The organism is Aquiflexum lacus (assembly GCF_015476655.1).
Lineage (GTDB): Bacteria > Bacteroidota > Bacteroidia > Cytophagales > Cyclobacteriaceae > Aquiflexum > Aquiflexum lacus.
The window spans coordinates 311,406-330,269 of sequence record NZ_JABFHF010000001.1 but is presented as its reverse complement, the minus strand read 5'-3'; the positions used below and the strand labels follow the sequence as shown (position 1 = coordinate 330,269).

Sequence of the window (18,864 nt, the reverse complement as noted above, 5' to 3'; positions counted from 1 at the left end):
ATGATTGCTAAAAAGCCTCCCCTATGTAGATATAGAAAGCATTCCCTTCCCGCGTAAAAGCATAATCCAACCGGACATAAATATCCTTCTGGGGAAACAACAGGTATCTCAAACCTGCACCGGCTGTACCTTTCATTTTTCCGAAGTCCACTTTATGGGGCTGATCATACACAGTGCCGACCGAGGCAAATACAGCACCCCCTATCCTTTCTGTAAACTTTAACGGGAATGGCAGAAACCTATATTCCACCTGGGCCGCCATCAGATTATTATCCCTGAACCTGCCCTGATAATAGCCCCGCAAAAGATTCGGACCGCCCAATTGGGGAAGCTGGTTGAACGGCACATCGCCCCAGGTAAACTGTCCCAAAAGCTGCAGGGCCAGGACCTGGTTTTTCCTTATACTTTTAAAATAGCGCGTATCACTGATTACCGAACCAAAGGAATAATCACTCCCCAAATTGTCAAAAGATCCCAATACGGCCAATTCTGAAAAGTACCCGTCCCTCACGTTCAGCACATTGTGCCTGGAATCCAGCACAAATCCGATTCCTGTCGAAAAGGTCGTAAATCCGTTCATTCCCACTATTGGATTTTCACCTTCAAAATTTTCCGGCTTACTGAAACTTACCTGAGAGGTATTGTTCAACTCCAGTTCAAGACCGAAATAGAAATTACGTTTCAACCTCCTAAGTACCCGTTCTTTGATCAACAGTTGGTTGGCAGCAACTATCTGCTCATCGTCCAGGGTACTGTTTGCCCCTATTCCGAAGAAGGATAAGGGGAAGCTCTGGTACCTGAGGTTCCCAAGGAAAAACCATTTGTCTCTGTCACTGTACAGGGCATGTTCGACAAAGGCGCCGTATTGGTTTTCAAGGGTATAAAAACCCCTTGCCGTGATCTCGCTCAGCCTGTTTGAAGTATCCTGATTGACATAATATAAATACAGTCCGCTCAATCCGAATTCCGTATTGGTCTCCGGGGAATAACCGATGGTCGGATATACCAAAAATTGGGGCCTGGAAAGATTTTGGCTGTTGTTTCCAAATCCTTCCAAATACTTCCTGACCAAAGATTTGTTCTGGGCTTTTATCTCCGGAATCATAAATAAGAAAATAAGAGCACTTAGAATGTATTTCATTGGGGCAAAGCTGATTGGTTGATACAATTGGACATTCCTGATCGAAACTGATTTATAAACTGGACTTTGACTTTAGTGAAAAGTGAAAAAGTTGTTTTGCGAGTTTTTTAAGCAGAATTTTTCTCTTGTATTTTACTTCCTGATCATATTTATATTTAAAATATATTTTAAGGATTTTATTTTCATCGAGTCCTCTTCTTTGGGCATAGTACTCAATCAGGAAAATCATATCATTATTGGGCAATCCGAGTCTTATCAGGCTTTTCACTCCCATTTTAAGCGTAATCTGTTTGATTTTTACCCTGTTGTTGTCCACCAAAGAGAATCGGTAGGTACCATCCATTTTCTTGAAAAGTATATTGCTCAGTGAAAAATCCAGGTGATAGATCTCTTTTTGATGTAAGTCAATGATGAAATTCCCCAAATCAAAAAGCGCTTTCTTTTTTTCAGTGCCCTCAAGATCCTGAAAGCTCTCCAGTGTCGGAAAATCGGAATATTCGCAGATGAAATACCCCGATTTAAAAAACCAATTACTGTAGCAATCCAGGTAGGCTATGGGCTGCGGTGTATTTATCCCCTGTGAAAGAAAATAGATCGCATTTTCAAAAGCTCTTTTACCTTTGCTGTCACGGAAAAACCTGTAGATAAATCTATTGGCAAGATAAATTTTCTCAAAGGACTTGATCACCACTTTTTGATCGGAAATGGTTTGCAGTTTGATTGTGTTCCTCTTTTTAAAAATCAAACCGTCCATGCCTCCGAAGACAAAAGGAAGTCTGTTCAGGAATCCTTCCAGAAACATAAACCGATCATTGATTTTCATCACCTGTTTCATTTTTTATCAAATGCTTTACTGTCCGTGTTTAATTGAGGCCAAGACTAAATCTGAAGAATGGAGGGAACCGGAGAAAAAGCCTTATCATCTAACTTAATCACTCCTTTGATCCGGAGCCCTCCTTAAAAATCCAATCAGGCGATCAGCAACTCAATGATCTGTGCAGGAGCCTTGATCCGGTAAGCATCTTCATCTTTCATGTGGTTACGGCTGACTATTTCAAGCTCATAGATCAGACCCATTACGAATATCTGATCCATTTTATGGACTTCGTATAAGTCATCAAATCTCTTTTTTCCGGTGAGGTAGATCCCGTATTGATGGAATACATGGGTCATCCTTTTTAGTTTGTTAAAATTCTTCATATCTGTTTTCTAAAATGTTGATTGATTTTATATAATTGTGCCCTGGTGCCGGGAGTTCCGAAAAATCCTCCCGGCAATACCCAAGGTCTTATACATAGGCAGCTGCCTCTGATTCAAATTCCTCCACCGAGGTTTCCTCAATCTGGATTTCCTTCTTTTTATCCTTCCCAAGAATTTGCATGATCCTATCAAAAATGTAATAGATCAAAGGCACCACTATAAGTGTGAGAAACATAGAAGATATCAGACCTCCTATGATTACCCAGGCAAGACCGTTTTTCCATTCAGCACCTGCCCCACCAGCCAAAGCGATCGGCAGCATTCCAAACACCATGGCAAGCGTAGTCATCAAAATTGGCCTAAAGCGTATTGTAACTGCCTTTTCCAAAGCCTTTTTTAAAGGTACACCTACGGCTTTAAGTTGATTGGTGAAGTCCACCAACAAAATGGCATTTTTGGCTACGAGTCCCATCAGCATGATCAGGCCCATAATGCTGAATATACTCAATGTACCTTTGGTCAGTGCGAGTGCAAGCAAAGCCCCTATAATGGCTAATGGAAGTGAAAACATAACCACTAAGGGGTATATGTAAGAATCGTACAAAGCCACCATAATTAGGTAAATGAGAAGAATGGAAGCCAAAAGAGCTATTCCCAAACTCTCAAAACCCTCACTTTGGCTTTTCATATCACCATCATAGGTAATCTGTACCTGATCCGGTAGATCTAAAAGTGCAATCTTAGACTGTAATTCAGCGCCTACTGTGCCAGAAGGAACACCTGCAACCTGAGATTGGATTTTTATTGAAGAAATTCTATTCCTTCTTTCCAGTTTAGTAGGACCCTCTGATTGGGAGATTTCTGCAAATTGATTCAACTTGATAAGTTCCCCCCTATTATTTGTGAAAGTTATGTTTTCAACATCAGAAATGGATTTCCTGTCAAACTCATTTAACTTGACCAGGATGTCATATTCAAATGCTCCATCTCTAAATTTGGAATCATCATTGCCATTAAATGCCACCTGAAGTGTACCTCCCACTACATCCAATGAAAGTCCCAGCTCATTCATGAGTATTCGGTCTACATTCACCTGAATTTCAGGATTGCCATCTTCCAGAGAACTTTCTATTTTTCTTACCCCTTCTATTTCCGATAAAGTAGCCAAGACCATTTCGGCTGCTTTGTATAAATTATCCTGGTCAGGGCTTGAAACTATTACCTGTATAGGAGCATCATTTGCAGTTCCTAAAATGGATATTGGAATTGCTGTATATTCTGCACCGATGATGTTTTCTTCCAAATACCGCTCTATATTTCTAGCGATTTCGGGCCCTGTTAAATCCCGTGATTTTTTAGGTAATAATTTAACTGAAACCTCTGAGGTGTAGGGCACAGACTGAGACCCTGAAAAACTCCCACTTGAAATTCCGACTGTAGTAAAAATTTCAGTTACTTCAGGCAAAGAGGATAAGTATTCCTCAATTTCCAATGTTTTAAAATTGGTCTGCTCTAAAGTAGCGTCTTTTGGAAGTTCTAATCTCAAAATAAATTCTCCTCTATCCCCTTCATTGATAAATTCACTCCCAACAAAGCCTTGAGTTACCAACATCAATGAAGCAATGAATAATAGCAGTGTGGCTGATAGGACAGCGATTTTATGACCAAAGCCCCATCTTAAAATATTTACTATCCATTCCACAAAGGCATCTAAACCTTTTTCAAAAACTATTATAATTTTCCCAAAAAAGGAATTATTGTTTAGGTGTTCTAATTTTGAAAAACGGGAAGTCAAAAGAGGTATCAAAGTAAATGCTACCAGCAAGCTGATCAAAGTGGCGGTGGCAACTGTAATACTGAACTGTGTCAGAATGCCCGATATTAGTCCACCAGTTAAAGCCAATGGAACAAAAACTACCACAATTACCAGTGTAATGGAAACCACTGTCGCACCAATTTCACGAATTCCGTCGTAAGAAGCCTGAGCAATGGATTTTCCCATTTCAAGATGCCGATAGATATTTTCAATTACTACTATTGCATCATCTACCAGTATCCCAACAACTAAAGAAAGTGCTAGCAGGCTCATTAGGTTGAGTGTGAATCCGGCTAGAAACATGACCGTGAAGGTGGCCACAATTGAAGCCGGTACAGCAATCATGACTATCACAGCATTCCGAATACTGTGCAAAAAAAGAAGCATAATGATAGCAACCAGAACTACTGCGATTAAAAGATCCTTGATGACATCATTTGCAGCTTCCAAGGTAAACTCCGAACTGTCTTGGGAGATTTGGAATTTCAATTCCTGAGCTTGATACACTTCTTCAAGTGCATGCAAATTTGATTGTACCTTATGCGCAACATCCACTGCATTGGCATCGGATTGCTTCTGTATGGTCAAACCGATGGCATTGTTTCCATTAAGACGATTGATAATACTTGCCTCCTTAAAGTCATCCTGAACTTCTGCTATATCTTTAATACGGATGGGAGATTGGTCAGGAAGGTAACTGATCACCAGTTCTTCCATTTCTTTTAAAGTTGAAAATTTACCTGCAAGCCTTATCAATATCTGGCCTTCATTGTTTTTAATCCTACCGGTTGGAAAATCAAGATTTGAAGTACTGATAGCTTGTACTACCTGTAAAGAAGATATCTTATAAGCTTCAAGTTTATTTCTGTCGAGGTTGATTTTGATTTCCCTTTCAGTTCCTCCAAGCATATTTACCTGGGCCACTCCTTCCAATTGCGCCAATGATGGTTGAATTCTATTCTTTACAAGGTCATAGAAATCGGCTGTAGCAAGGTTCGAATACACAGCCATCTGCATGATTGGCAAATCTCCCAGGTCAAATTTTGCCAGACTTGGAGGGTCAATGCTTTCAGGAAGATTACCAAGTATGGAGTTGATTTTACGCTGTGCATCTTGAATGGACAGATCAACATCAGTACCATCTGCCAACTCAATGGTAATAATAGACACACTTTCAAGTGATGTAGATTGTATCGATGCAATACCCTCCAGAGATGCTACGGCGTCCTCCAATTCTTTTGTAAGGGAATTCTCCACCTCTTCAGGTGAGGCCCCTGGATAAAATGTGGTAATTGTGACAATATTGGGACTAAACTTAGGTAATAGTTCATAGGATAATTGTGTGTAAGAAAATATTCCCAAAAGCGTCAGAACCGTAAAAAGCACCACCACCATGGATGATCTTTTAATTGATATTTTAGTGATTTGCATCTTATTGTACTTTTACTTTGATACCTTCCTTAACATTGAGCAATCCCGAAGCAATGATTTCATCACCTTCCTGCAAACCATCAATGACTTCTAACAGAGAAATATTTACAGCCCTTACAGCTATAGGTTTGTAAACCGCAACATCATTGTTAATCACAAACACACCCGGGTTTTTAAGTCCTCCTGTCAGCGACTGTCTATTGATGACCAAAGAGGAATAAGTGTCTTTGGAAGTAAATTCAGCAGTTCCAAACATTCCAGGTTTGATACTTTCAAGGTCTTCTCCTATGAGGGTTACGATTACCTCATATTTGAATGAACCGTCTGCTTTGTCTGAAATGAAACTGACAGCTCCTTCAAACATTTTGTTAGGGATAGCATTGACCCTTACTGGCAGGACCTCACCAATTTTTGCTTTAGCGACTTCATATTCTGAAACGTATAGTTTCAATTTCAGCGGATTCTTATTGATGATGTTCGCTAGTGGCATTCCAGGGCTTACCAATACTCCGGTCTCATAAAAATCCTCATTGATATAGCCTGAAATCGGGGCTTTGATTTGGGTGTCTTCCGCTCTTTTATAAATGGCCTTGAGTTGGGCTTCTGATACTTTAAGATCCATTTCACTCTCCTCTAGCTGCTTTTTTGTAATCGCTTCAGTTTCAGCAAGGTTGACAAAGCGATTCAGGTCCTTACCGAATTTTTCATGATTTAATTTTGCAATGGCTAATTCAGATTGAATCAGTCGGTCATCAATCTGTAAAATCAGATCTCCTTTCTTCACATAATCTCCTTTCTTCTTAAAAATCTGTATAATTGCCCCGGCGGTTTCTGACATTAAGGTAATTTCCTGATGTGCTTCAAAAACTCCATTGGATTCAAAATTCCTTTCCAAAGACATTCTTCTTACTTTTTCAATAGTAACAGGAACATGTGACACGCTTTTCATAGCTGATTCTATGCTTTCAGCCATTTCATTTTTATTTTTAAATAGGGTAAAAGCTACAGAACCAATGCCTGAGAATACCAATAGCAGAATGATAAATTTTTTCATTTTGATTAAGATTATTTGTTATAATAGAAGCGATTTGATGCGGCCGGTTGATTTCAAGATTTCAACTTGGGCGATCTGAACTTGTATAAGTTGGTTATTGTAGCTGCTTTGGGCTTGTCTTTGGACAGATTCAGCATCCAAAAGATCAGACAAAGGACTTAAACTTTCATTGTATAGTAATTTGGTTTCTTCCATGACTTCGTTGGAAAGCTTTAAATTTTCCTCCAATGCTCTAAGTGTCCTGATGGAATTGAAATATTTTTTTTGTGCATTTGTATATTCCATTTCGGCTGCATCTTCTGCCAATCTCATATCTTCTTCAAATTGACTCATCCTTACTTTTGACTGAGCGACTTTTGATCTGTTTACAAATCCGTCAAAAATGGGCACTTCAAGTTTTATACCTACCAAAAAGCCTTGATACCAGACTTTGCCTTGACTCAAAAAGTCAAACTCATTGGAAAATGCATTTCTGTTAATATCTCCGAAAGCAACCAGAGAAGGGTGATTGGCTGCTTGAAAATTTTTTATTTCATAGTCCAAGAGTGTCTTTTGGATTTTTAGCGCTTGTATGTCTTTTCTCATTTCAGGATAAAAATCGCTGAGTTCAAAGAATTTGACATTTTCAACTGAGAATCCGGAGCTTACATCAAGACTGAGAGCAGTTTGAATTGGAATTCCCATGATCAATTTCAAATAACTTATCCTTTGAAATATGTCTATTTCAAGATTTTCAAGTTCACTTTCCAATGAAGCTAGGCTTACTTTCACCCTATTCAAATCCACTTTTCTGACGATATCGTTATCTACTTGTGCTTGAAGGATTTTTTCAAGTCCGGTCAACTGGGTAATATTGGCAAGGAGGTTTTCTTTTTGCAGTTCCATCTGCGAAGCTCCGAGATAATTCATGGTAATGTCATAGATCACTTCTTCTTCAGTCTGAGCAGACATCACCCGATAAAATTCTTCTGAAGTCTTTGCAGCTTTCAATCCAATGATAAAGGAACTATTAAATAAAAGCTGATTAATCTGCAATCCTCCTCTAAGCGTATGGGGAATACCTAAGGCAATGACATCAATACTACCCGGCACTCCAGGCCCAAAAAGCCCTCCGGGTACGGCTTGGGGAAATACATCAATAAAGTGATTGTAATCCCCATAAGCGCTTAATTGAGGTAGACCGGCACCTCGAACTTCATTTCTCCGAAATCCGGCCGACGTTTCATCTAAGTATGCCTTTTTTAGCATCCTGCTGTTTTCCAATCCCAATCGAATGGCTGTCTTTAGATTCACTGGATCAGATGTTTCCGTGACAGTGGTTTGACCAAAGACAGATACATTGGAAAATAAAAGGCAAATCACAAGTACTATTTGTTTTTCCATAATAGTCTATACAGTTTATTATATTTATTTCTTTTTGTTCTGTTAAAAAAGAACTTAATGGGTAAATTTTTTAAGATTTGCTATTCTCAAAATCCCTGAACAATCGTGGTATCTGTTTTTTAAAGTATTCCATAAACTGACATAAATTTTGAAGGTAACTATTGAACTCAGTCTTTTTGTTGCTTCTTAATGTTAAAGCTTCTTGTACAAATTCCCCTACTTTAGCAATTTCATGTAATTCCTTTTCGATATCTTTTTCCCAATTACCCATATTGAGATAAAAATACCTTTTTCGCTCCCCAGGTTTGGTTCTATACGCTACTCTATTTTGGATTTGCATCACATTTAGAGCCGTACTCACTGCACTTTTACTGACATTCAGATGCTCAATGATGTCTTCGAAAGTAGCTTCTGCATCATCAAGAATAAGCAATAGTCCCAAGATCCTTCCCATTAATGGTTGCATACCCTGCTGTTCATGGTAAACACCAATTCTTTCAATTAGATCTTTTTGGCTTTCGCTTAATGATGAAGACATTCAGTAGTTATTTTGGTTTCTTAACGCTGCAATATTAATAAGGTTTTGTTTGTTCACCAAAAAAAGAACCAAATATTTTACATTATATTTTTTTGTTGTCTCAAAGACCTAATGCCTCAACGGAAATTAATAATTCTTTGTAATATAAACACTTGTTATTCAATGTATTATAATTATTATAAAATTTAAACTGATTCACCTAGACCAGCCATCTGAATACTTAATTTTTTCAGCTTTTTTTTATTTTCTGGATTATTTGAGAATGAGTTGGTGGCAACAGGTTTTTTACCACCTTTAAAATACTTCCCTGTAATTTTTGAAAGTCCAGGATCCGTAGCAAGGTAAACGATTCTTTTAGCAGATTTTTCTGGCGTAATTGCCACAAATTTTTCAGAGAATTTTACAAAGAGGTAAAGAAAACCTTTGGAGGTATTTACTCCCAAATTCGTCTTTACTACCCCAGGATGCACTGCATTGACTGTCACATTTGTATGTTTCAATTCCTCAGCCAGGTCGTAGGTAAACATTACATCTGCCACTTTGGACTGAAGATATGCTTTAATTCCATTGTAATTTTTTTCGCTATTAAGATCATCAAAATTAACCTTTGCAATTGGAGGAATTAGAGATGCCACATTGATAATCCTACCTTGATTCGATTTTTTTAATTCCGGAAGGAGTAAATTGGAAAGCAGATAATGCGATAGGTAATTTACTGCAAGCGTTTGTTCGATTCCCTCCGAAGTTTCTACCCTATCACTTGATACTAAACCTGCACAATTGATAAGCACGTCCAAGCTTTCGAATTTATTCTGAAATTGCCTTGCCACTTTCCGGATATCTTGCAACAAAGAGAGGTCTCCAAAAAGTAGGCAGACCTTTGCGGATGGATTAAGATTTAGTATCTCCCTTTTGATTGCTTCCCCCTTTTTTTCGTTCCTGGCGATAAGAATCAACTCATTTTCACTTCCGGCTAGAGCCATGGCAGCTGCTTTACCAACTCCACTTGTTGCACCTGTGATCAAAATTCTTTTTTTGTTTTCCATAATTAATCACTTAAATTTTAACTGTTTGTTCATGATCCAATGTCTATCAGTATCAGAAAGATACTTCACCATAAAATTCACCGCTTTGGCATCCATTCCGATAAAGTATTTGAGTTTGGGTCTTCGGGTTTCCAATACCTTTTTAAAAATCTTTCCTGCATTTTCTGAGCTTACTCCGTTTTTTTCAAGACTTGAAGACAGTTTGGCAGCTGCTAAGATATTCTCCTTGTACAAATCCGCTTGGTGACCTTCTAAATTTCCCAGCGTTTCCTGAATCGTTTCTTCTGTTCTTCTCCAAATCTCAGTTTTGACAGATCCCGGCAAAATCACGGACAGATGTATATTTTGAGGTTTCAACTCAAAGCGAAGGGATTTAGTAAAGCCAAGTATGGCGAACTTTGCTGCGTTGTAAAACTGAATAAAAGGAAATGCAGAAATACTCCCCACTGAACCCACACTTATGACTCTTGCTCCTTCAGGAAACTGTTTTGCATAAAGCCGTAGCAATGGAATACAATGTCTTGTCAAGGATGCCATGCCCCAAAAATGGGTCTCCATAAGGTTTCTTGCTTTTTCCTCCTCGTACAATTCAGTAGGCGTACTATAATTATTTCCGGCATTGTTGATCAGGGCAAAAAGACCAAAGCTGTCAACTATGCTTTTTATCTGATCAACTGCCTCAGTGATGTCGCATTCCTTAGTGACATCTAATTTTAGTGGTATAATATTAGGGTTCCGAAGATTTTTCAACTTCTGAATTGCCGATACTGATCTTACTCCGGCAAATACTTTATAGCCACTATTTGCCAACAAAATGGCGGTAGCCTCCCCCATCCCGGAAGAGGCACCGGTGATCAACACATATTTATTCTTCATTTTCAAGATTTTCTTTAATAATCAACAAGCCATTGTTTAGCAGGCCATTGATATCTTTAAGGATAAAATGCCTGATAATAAAGCGTGTAATAAAGTTTTTTGGAATGATGGTATAGGTCCATTCAATATAAGTGTGCCCATTTTCCATTGCGGTAAACTGCCAATTACCTTCCACTCTTTTGGCTAGAAACCTCAATTGAGAGGTGAAGTCTTCGATTTTATAAGTAAATGATTGGCATTGTTCTACAGTTAGTAAAGTTTCTTTTGCGGTTGTCCCATCATCAAAATAGACCGTTCGGGTTAAACCAGGTTTAAACCAAATCTCATTTTCGTCTGTCTTTACAACCGCTGGGAGTCGTTTATACCTTTTGAAAATCAAGGATAAATCAACTGGCACTATATAATTAAAGGCTGTATCAATGTGTGCATTGATGATTATTTCCGCTTTGGTTTCAGGAAATTTTTTAGTACGTTGAGCATTCGCAGTACCTATAATGGCAATTGTTGCTAAGAGTGCCGCCATAGTAAATTTAGTTATCATTAGTACCATAATTTGAGTTAGTTAATACTTACCTTTTTCTGTTCGGCTGAAAAAGGAATTCCTAAAAAATAAGCACTGAGTTTTATGGTATTTGCATCAACCAATTCCAACTTGCATTTATACGTTCTGCCTGATTCGAAATCGTAAGCGAAACCACCTTCCCAAATGTTATTTCCTTTGTATTTTAAACCTGATATGGAAGTCATTCCAATTACAGGTCTATTTCTCAAACTCTTGTCGGGGTTTTTGGCATCAAGTTTAGGATTGCCATTTTCATCCTTAGCTTCTTTTAGCCAAACTATTTTATTGCATAGTTTGCCTTCTTTATCAAGAAAATAAGTAACCCTAAGATCGTCCTTATATTGCCAAGTCCCTTCAATGGTTTGGGCTTTAATTTCTGCGGTTACGAACAGAAATACTGTTAATGCTGAAATAATGTACTTCATTGCTGAACTTTTAATTTGTTTATTAATTACTCAGCAAAGGTTGGTACTTCATTTGGCAGAAGATTTACCAAATGGTAAAAAGTAATATTAGCTTATATTTTTTCTTATACGGCTAAGTGACTGTTGTGTGATGCCTAAGTAAGAGGCTAAATAAGAAAGCGGTATCCTCAGAGCCATTTCAGGAAACTGCTCTAAAAAGTTTTGATAACGTGTAGTTGCATCTTCCGCAACCATTGGGCTGATTCGACTCACTTTGTCTAAAAGGGCTTTTGTGGTAATTTGATTGGTGATTTTATCCCAACCTACGATAGTGTTTGCTAAGTCTGTTAGGCTACTTCTTTTAAAAACGACTAATTCAACATCAGTAACCGCCTGAATGTATTCACTGGAAGGTATCTGATAAGAAAAGCTATTCAAGTCAACCAAAAAATTATTTTCGTCAATAAAATACCGTGTTATCTCGTTTCCGTCCTTGTTATAGTAGCAAACTCGGAAAATACCATTGATTATAAAACCAACGTGATTGGCTGTTTTACCTGCTTCAGAAAAGTAGTCTCCTGCTTTCATTTTTCGGGTTTCAGTCTTTGACTTTATCAGTTCTATTTGTTGATTTGTCAATGAACCGAACTGTAAAATTGTATCTATAAGCTGTTGCATATCATTTTATTAATTGGCAAAGTTAAGTTTATCTTGTTTTTCTTGATTTACCAAATGGTAAAAACCAATTGAATATTCAAAAAAAACAATTCTTCGACAACTTTTAATTAAGTACCAGCACAATTTTAGAGATGGTAGAATATGTCGTTTATTTTTCACATTCCTGTTTTAATAAGTCCAACCAGTTCTGCATTCCTTTTTCTAAATTTTTATTGAATGAACGTTTTAAAAGCTTTGCAAGCAAGCCTTTCATACTTTCGTCCACAGATACAATGGTTTGCCCATTGAGTTCTGTTAGTGTCCAATTGTGTATAGCAAACATTCCGAAAGTCTTTCCTGTCCAACCGAAGTTTTTACAAGGCTCAACGGTGTGAAGCATTGAATGAATTTTAGCTCCACCAGTTTTCGAGTTGATTTTCAAGTAATATTAACCATTTATGAACAAATTTAATTTACCAAATGAAATCGAGCATGACGTAACCGTCACACACTGGGATGATTATCGTTGCGAGATTCCATCTGACCGTTGAAAATCAAAATATAAACAGACGAAAAATTATGAAGTTAGCTACTTTCTTTTCTTGTTAATCCAAATGCCAACACACTGGCATAAGCCCACATCAACCACGAGCCAAAAATTGGAGCGTCCGTCGGTGGTAAATTTGGCAAGACAACAGGGAAAAATATAATAATAAAAGTATCAAAGGCCATTCCGGGAAGGACGATTAATGTAGCGGATTGAATACTTTCCAACCTGCCAAGTTGATAACTATTGAAGACCCAATTTGCTAAAACACCCAGAACAGGTACAACCAAAATGTAAAGACCAACCATTACCAACGTGTTGTCTGTGAGGAAGAAATACTGCCCGGCAAACCTAAAAGCAATTGTTGCCATAAGCCAAACCATAAATCCGAGAAATAGACTGAATTTTTTATAATCCATATCGTTTATTTTCATGTGTTTATAATTGTTTTTCAGTTGCCACATGGAATCTCGCAATTACAATCACCCCGCCGTGCGTCGCCTGCGTTATGCCTGCCTGTCCGGTAGGCAGGCTCGATTTTATGATTCGATCCTTGCTTTTTTTTTGATGACATCTTTCAAATCAGGTTCAATTTCAGAAAATGAAAATATCTCAAATGGGAATCTTACTCCTGTTATACTAGTTTTATTTGACAGAATTGATTTTGAGTAGGCTACAATGCAGACAGCTGTTGCTTCGTAATCTGACCTTAAGACGAGTGCAATACTTTTTCTATCATTAGTTGCGATCAAACCTATGCTTTCATCAATACTTTTCTTGCTTGACTTGGATATCATGGAAGCCATTAAGTTTCCAAATATTTTATTTGTCGTTAATTTTAATATCCCAAGTTTTCTAAAAACAAAGATTAAGCTGTTCAAAGATTGTTTATCAAATGCAGTCCAGTAATTTGAGGTAATTCCAGCTACTTTGAGGTAATCTCTTTCTATAAAATTAGCAAGACGTAGTTCTTTGGTTCCAAAGGGCATTGGGAATTGAAACCTCTTTATTAGGGAAAAGCCTGCATATTCGGCTGTGGAATTAGTTTTAAAAAGCCTAACCTTACTGTTGAATATTTTAAGCATATCCAAAACTCCTGTTTTGCCATTTGTACCCTTGGAAGACTGAAGCAAACCAACTTCAACTGTTTCATCAACTAATCCATTCTTCGATATTTCTTTTGCTAAAATTCCGGATAGCCCTGGAAACAAACCTCCTGTGATAATTTGTAAACTCGAATGGTTTTCTACCGAATTCAAATCCAGCACCTTTTCAATAAAGCCCGGATTTACTGACACTTCAATGCTATTTATTCCTTTCTCAAGACAGAGTTTTTGAATATTGGGATTTTTTTGCTGGATGGCGACAACTACCAGAGCAACATCATATATTCCTTTCTTTATGCTCTCAATGGAATTAATATCAATCACCCTTGACAAGGGCGATTGACCAAACTTGCTGGCAAATTGTGATTCCTGCTTTAGTATCCTTTTTTCTTTATAATCAGATATTATTATCTGGCTAATTCCAAATTGAAGAATTAGTTTTTCCACGATATGCTTTCCCAAAATACCATTTGAGCCTATCACCAGTATTTTTTTATTCATTGTATTACATTTTCATGTGTTTATAATTGTTTTTCAAAGGTCACATGGAATCTCGCAATTATAATCATCCCTCCGTACGTTGCCTGCATCATGCCTGTCTGTCCGGTAGGCAGGCTCGATTTCATGTTTTGATTATTAAATCAATTACCCCACATAAAGCTGCCCCAATTATTAATGACCAAGAAATCCAATCTTTGAATTTGTTATGTTTGTGGCATAAAAAGAGTATGTGAAGTACTAAATGGACAATCATAAAAGCATTAAATCCACTTATAAAGGCATTCGGGTTTTGGCTGTTGGTTAGCTGCCAAAAGATGAAATAGTACAGCGGCAGATGCAGAAATATGAAAATTTTATACCCCCATTCACTGCTGAAATAAGAAAGACCGGGAAAAATCCTCCATTCTTGGCAACGTACCGCATCCATTTCATGCATCGTGAGCAATGAGAGCCCTAGAAAAAAGAAAATATGACCTGACATAATTAAAGCCTGATTTAAATATTAAGCCTCAAAAATATGTCTTGGGAGTTGAAGGTTTTAGTCGCTACCGTCCAATTCTAATTAAAATAGGTTAGTGGTTATCTTTTTTAGGTTTGTGAAATATTCGGATAAGGAATCGTAGTTCATATTATCAACCGTATTCTGCAAAAGGAAATTTTCCACAATTAGGGATAAAATGGCATCTATTTGCCTTTTTTCAAGCTTAGGGTTAATGTCGTTCACCCAGTTCATCTCAAATACTTTTTCTATCACCTTATTTGATTTGAGTAAAGTCTTTTGATAAACTTCCTGATGTTTATTCACAAGCAATTGTTTGTAGAATAAAAAGTCAATTTTATGCTCAATAAAAATATTAATTAGATCAGGATCAATGGATTGTGCCTGATTTTCTTTTTCTGTAATTACTTGTAATTGATCGAGATGATATTCCAATAGCGTATCAATAAATAAATCAAGGTCGGCAAAGTGATGATAAAAGGAGGATTTGCTTTTTCCAACTTCCTTAGCAAGTCGTTCAATTTTAAGCCCTTCTTGTCCGTTTAGGGCAAAAATTCTGTATGCCTTTTTTATCCAAATATCTATGTGGTCTGTTTTCATTCCATGTAATTGCAAAATCTTTTCAATTTTCAAAAATATGGTTTTTTTCAATTTGCGCTGTAATTACCTTATAATAGTCATCCGCCCGCTCTTTTGAAAAGTAGTCAATGATGAGTCCAGTCAATCCGAAAATAATCATTGCAAGTCCGATGGATCTTAAAATATGATTATTAGTAAACAGAAAAAAACAAACGGCAATGGCAAAGCATACCGCAGCAATAATGATTGTCATTTTGTATAGATACTGAAAGTCTTCCACTCTCTTTTTCTCGCTTATCACAAACTCGGCTTTGCTCTTTTGATATGCTTCGTTATATTCTTCAAGTCTCTTGTTGTTACTTATAATTCCTGAAACGGCTGTTACCAAAAAGAATAACCCTACTACTGCAAAAGGAATAATTACTGCTTTGGAATTTGGCGTTTCGCCAAATTTCCAAAACAGTAGAGAGCAGATAATGGTCAATAAGCCGAATGCTCCAAAAATGGTCGCTTCAAATATTTCGCCTTTAACCCAATTAGTCGTATGTTGTATAAAGTCCATTTTTACTTTGTTAGTTCTTCTGGAATACTAGTGTATAGAGGTTTTATATTTTTCCCCAATATCCATTTGAACATTCTTACTTGCCCGGCAGATATGGGGTTGAGAATTGAATTGAGTAATTGTTGTTGAAAGCCCCTTTCTGGGAGAATTTTTTTCATAAAATCAAACATTTTGGCATCACCTCCAGAAACTATGTTTAGCTTTCCTGCCTTTGGTTTAATTGCAGCCTTGTAGACTTCCATTGCAATGCTCTCGGGTGAAGTAACATTTGTTACGGAAGATTGGGCACCAAGAAAATTAACAAAATAAGTTTTGTAGATATCAGAATAAACTTGGTTTACAGCTTTTACTCCAAGATCCAGTTTAGTAAAGATTCTAGTGGCATGTACGCCTGGATAGATGGTCTTTACTTCAATACCAAAGGGTTTCAGTTCTATTCCCAAACTTTCACTTATTCCTCGAACAGCCCACTTACTTCCTCCGTAACTTGCTACAAATGGATAATTGAACCTTGCGCTTGATGAAGCAATATTGATGAATAAGCCTTCTTTATATTCTCGGAAGTGAGCAATAAAAGCTTTTGAAACAGCCATCAATCCGAAAACATTGGTCTTAAATTGATTTTCAATTTGTTCCATTGTGGTAGTTTCGGTTGGACCCATAAGGCAATAAGCTGCATTGTTAACTACTACATCTATTTTCTTAAAGTCAGAAATTACGGCATTACCAACTTCATTAACTTGTCGGTAGTCCGAAATATCCAATTCATAGATTTTTACATTTTGCAATCCTTTAAACAAATCGGCATGTTCCGATTTGTTCCTTACTGTCGCTGCTACATTCCAGCCTTTGCTTGCGAATAGTTCCACCATTGCTTTTCCAAAGCCAGAGCTTGTTCCTGTGATAAATACTGTTTTGCTCATTTTTTATTTGTTTTAAAGTTTATTCCAAGTTGCTGTACGTCCTATTAGAGAAAATCCTATGTAACCACGTAGTTGAAGTTTACCATTTTCAATCCATGCTTTGCAATCGTATGTTTTACCACTTGGTGGGTCATATATTGTGCCGTCTACATAGGTGCCGTTTTCATACCTCAATCCATAAAGATTAACTATTCCGATAATGTCTCTGCTCCGTAATTTTTCGTCTGTGTTTTTACTGTCTTTTTTTGAAGTCTTTCCGTCGGATTCAACAATTTTGTCGCCCCAAAGTAATTTTCCATAGTAAATGCTACCATCCTTAAAGATTTCCATCTTGGCATCTTTTGTTTCTGTTTCCCAGATGCCGATTATGTCATCTGACTTGTTTTGAGCCATTAGGCTGGTGATAGCAATAAATACCATTACGATTGTTGATTTGATTTTTTTCATTGTTTTTTGTTTTAATTTATGATTGACTAATCAGTCTATTTTGGTTATAAAATTTTTTTATGCCAACATATTCCAAAGCATTTCAAATGTTGTTTCAATGGTTTCATTTTGCTTTGTTTTAGAAAGTTTTTGTGAAGTCAGGTATTGATACAAACCAAAAATCTGACTACTTATTAATGCATAAATTAGATCAACAGGCAAAGGCTTTAAAATTCCTTCCTTAATACCTTTCTGAATAAGAAATAAATGAGGCTCAACCTGATTTTTCAGGACATCTTGATCAACTTGGGTAATATAAGGAGAAGTATGTACTTGCTGGATAAAACGAAATTTAGTTGTATTATCCAAAGCCCAAATCAATGAAGATAAAACTTGTGTTTTTAAGGCTTTTTTTATGTCTGCATTCTCGGATGTGTTTTTAGAAATATATTCTGATAACTCATCTTTGAAATGGATGTATAATGAAATTACCAATTCCTCCTTGGTCTTGAAGTATTGAAAAAGTGTCCCGTTGGCTACTCCGGCATCCTGTGCAATTTTACTTGTCGCTGTTCCGTGAAAACCATGTTCTACAAACAGTTTAAGCGCTGAATTTATTATGAGACTTCTCTTATCCATTTCTATTGTGATTGACTAATCAGTCACAAATGTAATAAACATTTTTAATTTCCAAAAACTTATTTGATAATAGCTAATATTTTTTCTGATACTGTTGATTAATTGAAGCGTTGAAAGATAATAAGATCAGATTTTATCATGAAAATAATTAGTCCTAAAAAAAGTATTAAAGCGTATGCCCCAAAACCCTGAACAATTTTCAATAAAAACACCATATGTAGAAGCCAGAACTCTCAAAACCATATTCAATAAATTGATTAATTGGTTGTTAATTTTAGGAATCTATAATTTTTACGACTCTAAGAAAGTTGCTACTAAAATGAAAACATTTATTTTTAGCACTTATAAAATCTTAGTCAAACACTATGTCAATCCAGATAGAAAATTCCATAAACCATATTTGGCATTTACCTCAAGAGGTATTGGAAGATGTTTGTAACGTTTTTAAATACCATGATTTGCCTAAAAATTATTTCCTATTAAGGTCGGGGATGATATGTCATAACATTTGGTTTGTCCAAAGTGGATTGACAAGACATTTTTATGTTGATGATAGAGGTAAGGAGCGGAACACTTGGTTTACAGTAGAAAACAACTTTACGACAGATATACCCTCGCTGCTCAATCAACAACCCGCCAGAGAAAACATACAACTTTTGGAAGACAGCATCATATATGCAATTGCATATTCTGATGTTCAAAAGCTTCAGCAAAAGCATCATGCTTTCTGTATTTGGTATATAAAGATGCTGGAAAACAACTATTTTCACCAAATAGAACAAAGAATTGACGAACTTCAATTTATGAATGCAACCGAACGCTATTTTAATCTATTAAAGAAAGAACCATCATTCTCCCAAAGGGTATCATTGGGCAATATCGCTTCTTACCTCAATATTTCTCAAGAAACCCTTAGCAGAATTAGGAACGAAAAGCCATCTTTTTGATATAAGTCAAAACACTTTTTGATTTAG

Annotated in this window: 22 protein-coding genes; 1 reads left to right on the top strand and 21 read right to left on the bottom strand. The window is 36.8% G+C overall.

All coding sequences use genetic code 11. The annotated features are described in order from the left end of the window. Nucleotides 1-7: 7 nt before the first annotated feature. The 21 genes from HMJ38_RS01485 to HMJ38_RS01390 all read right to left on the bottom strand — a co-directional run bounded on the left by HMJ38_RS01485 (nt 8) and on the right by HMJ38_RS01390 (nt 17,890). Nucleotides 8-1,141 (bottom strand): BamA/TamA family outer membrane protein, encoded by a 1,134-nt coding sequence (locus HMJ38_RS01485; RefSeq protein WP_194972571.1) that lies wholly within the window; start codon nt 1,139-1,141, stop codon nt 8-10. A gap of 52 nt (nt 1,142-1,193) precedes the next feature. Further along, nucleotides 1,194-1,976: a lipopolysaccharide kinase InaA family protein gene (locus tag HMJ38_RS01480; protein ID WP_194972570.1), complete on the bottom strand. Its 783-nt coding sequence runs from the start codon at nt 1,974-1,976 to the stop codon at nt 1,194-1,196. Between the two features lie 134 nt (nt 1,977-2,110). Continuing rightward, the gene (locus HMJ38_RS01475) at nt 2,111-2,341 is read right to left on the bottom strand and encodes an acyl carrier protein (RefSeq protein WP_194972569.1); all 231 of its coding nucleotides are present in this window, start codon (nt 2,339-2,341) and stop codon (nt 2,111-2,113) included. A gap of 88 nt (nt 2,342-2,429) precedes the next feature. Then, nucleotides 2,430-5,588, bottom strand: a complete 3,159-nt coding sequence (locus HMJ38_RS01470; RefSeq protein WP_194972595.1) for an efflux RND transporter permease subunit — start codon at nt 5,586-5,588, stop codon at nt 2,430-2,432. A gap of 1 nt (nt 5,589) precedes the next feature. Continuing rightward, nucleotides 5,590-6,642: an efflux RND transporter periplasmic adaptor subunit gene (locus tag HMJ38_RS01465; protein WP_194972594.1), complete on the bottom strand. Its 1,053-nt coding sequence runs from the start codon at nt 6,640-6,642 to the stop codon at nt 5,590-5,592. Between the two features lie 18 nt (nt 6,643-6,660). Then, nucleotides 6,661-8,025, bottom strand: coding sequence for a TolC family protein (locus HMJ38_RS01460; protein ID WP_194972593.1), 1,365 nt, complete (start codon nt 8,023-8,025; stop codon nt 6,661-6,663). Between the two features lie 70 nt (nt 8,026-8,095). Further along, nucleotides 8,096-8,563, bottom strand: a complete 468-nt coding sequence (locus HMJ38_RS01455; RefSeq protein ID WP_228779821.1) for a GbsR/MarR family transcriptional regulator — start codon at nt 8,561-8,563, stop codon at nt 8,096-8,098. 185 nt (nt 8,564-8,748) lie between these two features. Continuing rightward, complete coding sequence (locus tag HMJ38_RS01450) at nt 8,749-9,609, bottom strand: SDR family NAD(P)-dependent oxidoreductase (protein WP_194972592.1); 861 nt, start codon at nt 9,607-9,609, stop codon at nt 8,749-8,751. Nucleotides 9,610-9,615: 6 nt separating this feature from the next. Next, nucleotides 9,616-10,485, bottom strand: coding sequence for an SDR family NAD(P)-dependent oxidoreductase (locus tag HMJ38_RS01445; protein ID WP_194972591.1), 870 nt, complete (start codon nt 10,483-10,485; stop codon nt 9,616-9,618). Continuing rightward, nucleotides 10,475-11,026, bottom strand: a complete 552-nt coding sequence (locus HMJ38_RS01440) for an SRPBCC family protein (protein WP_228779820.1) — start codon at nt 11,024-11,026, stop codon at nt 10,475-10,477. Before HMJ38_RS01440 ends, HMJ38_RS01445 begins: the two co-directional genes overlap by 11 nt. A gap of 17 nt (nt 11,027-11,043) precedes the next feature. After that, nucleotides 11,044-11,472: a DUF2147 domain-containing protein gene (locus HMJ38_RS01435; RefSeq protein ID WP_194972590.1), complete on the bottom strand. Its 429-nt coding sequence runs from the start codon at nt 11,470-11,472 to the stop codon at nt 11,044-11,046. Between the two features lie 87 nt (nt 11,473-11,559). Beyond that, nucleotides 11,560-12,129 carry a Crp/Fnr family transcriptional regulator gene (locus HMJ38_RS01430; protein ID WP_194972589.1) on the bottom strand — a complete coding sequence of 190 codons (570 nt, stop codon included), beginning with the start codon at nt 12,127-12,129 and terminating at the stop codon, nt 11,560-11,562. A 148-nt stretch (nt 12,130-12,277) separates the two neighbouring features. Then, a complete protein-coding gene (locus HMJ38_RS01425) occupies nt 12,278-12,550 on the bottom strand; it encodes an SRPBCC family protein (RefSeq protein ID WP_194972588.1) in 273 nt (90 codons plus the stop codon). A 143-nt stretch (nt 12,551-12,693) separates the two neighbouring features. Beyond that, a complete protein-coding gene (locus HMJ38_RS01420) occupies nt 12,694-13,089 on the bottom strand; it encodes a DUF5367 domain-containing protein (RefSeq protein WP_194972587.1) in 396 nt (131 codons plus the stop codon). A 105-nt stretch (nt 13,090-13,194) separates the two neighbouring features. Then, on the bottom strand, nt 13,195-14,262 hold the full coding sequence (locus tag HMJ38_RS01415; protein ID WP_194972586.1) for a saccharopine dehydrogenase NADP-binding domain-containing protein: 1,068 nt from the start codon (nt 14,260-14,262) through the stop codon (nt 13,195-13,197). A 121-nt stretch (nt 14,263-14,383) separates the two neighbouring features. Further along, nucleotides 14,384-14,743, bottom strand: a complete 360-nt coding sequence (locus HMJ38_RS25730) for a DUF6713 family protein (protein WP_394355044.1) — start codon at nt 14,741-14,743, stop codon at nt 14,384-14,386. Nucleotides 14,744-14,824: 81 nt separating this feature from the next. Beyond that, nucleotides 14,825-15,361 (bottom strand): TetR/AcrR family transcriptional regulator, encoded by a 537-nt coding sequence (locus tag HMJ38_RS01410; protein ID WP_194972585.1) that lies wholly within the window; start codon nt 15,359-15,361, stop codon nt 14,825-14,827. Nucleotides 15,362-15,383: 22 nt separating this feature from the next. Further along, nucleotides 15,384-15,902 carry a hypothetical protein gene (locus tag HMJ38_RS01405; RefSeq protein WP_194972584.1) on the bottom strand — a complete coding sequence of 173 codons (519 nt, stop codon included), beginning with the start codon at nt 15,900-15,902 and terminating at the stop codon, nt 15,384-15,386. Nucleotides 15,903-15,904: 2 nt separating this feature from the next. Beyond that, a complete protein-coding gene (locus HMJ38_RS01400; RefSeq protein WP_194972583.1) occupies nt 15,905-16,825 on the bottom strand; it encodes an SDR family NAD(P)-dependent oxidoreductase in 921 nt (306 codons plus the stop codon). 12 nt (nt 16,826-16,837) lie between these two features. Next, nucleotides 16,838-17,272, bottom strand: a complete 435-nt coding sequence (locus HMJ38_RS01395; protein WP_194972582.1) for a DUF2147 domain-containing protein — start codon at nt 17,270-17,272, stop codon at nt 16,838-16,840. A gap of 57 nt (nt 17,273-17,329) precedes the next feature. Next, nucleotides 17,330-17,890: a TetR/AcrR family transcriptional regulator gene (locus HMJ38_RS01390; protein ID WP_194972581.1), complete on the bottom strand. Its 561-nt coding sequence runs from the start codon at nt 17,888-17,890 to the stop codon at nt 17,330-17,332. A gap of 365 nt (nt 17,891-18,255) precedes the next feature. Here HMJ38_RS01390 and HMJ38_RS01385 point away from each other — a divergent pair, with 365 nt between their 5' ends. Then, on the top strand, nt 18,256-18,837 hold the full coding sequence (locus HMJ38_RS01385; RefSeq protein ID WP_194972580.1) for a Crp/Fnr family transcriptional regulator: 582 nt from the start codon (nt 18,256-18,258) through the stop codon (nt 18,835-18,837). Nucleotides 18,838-18,864 lie beyond the last annotated feature (27 nt).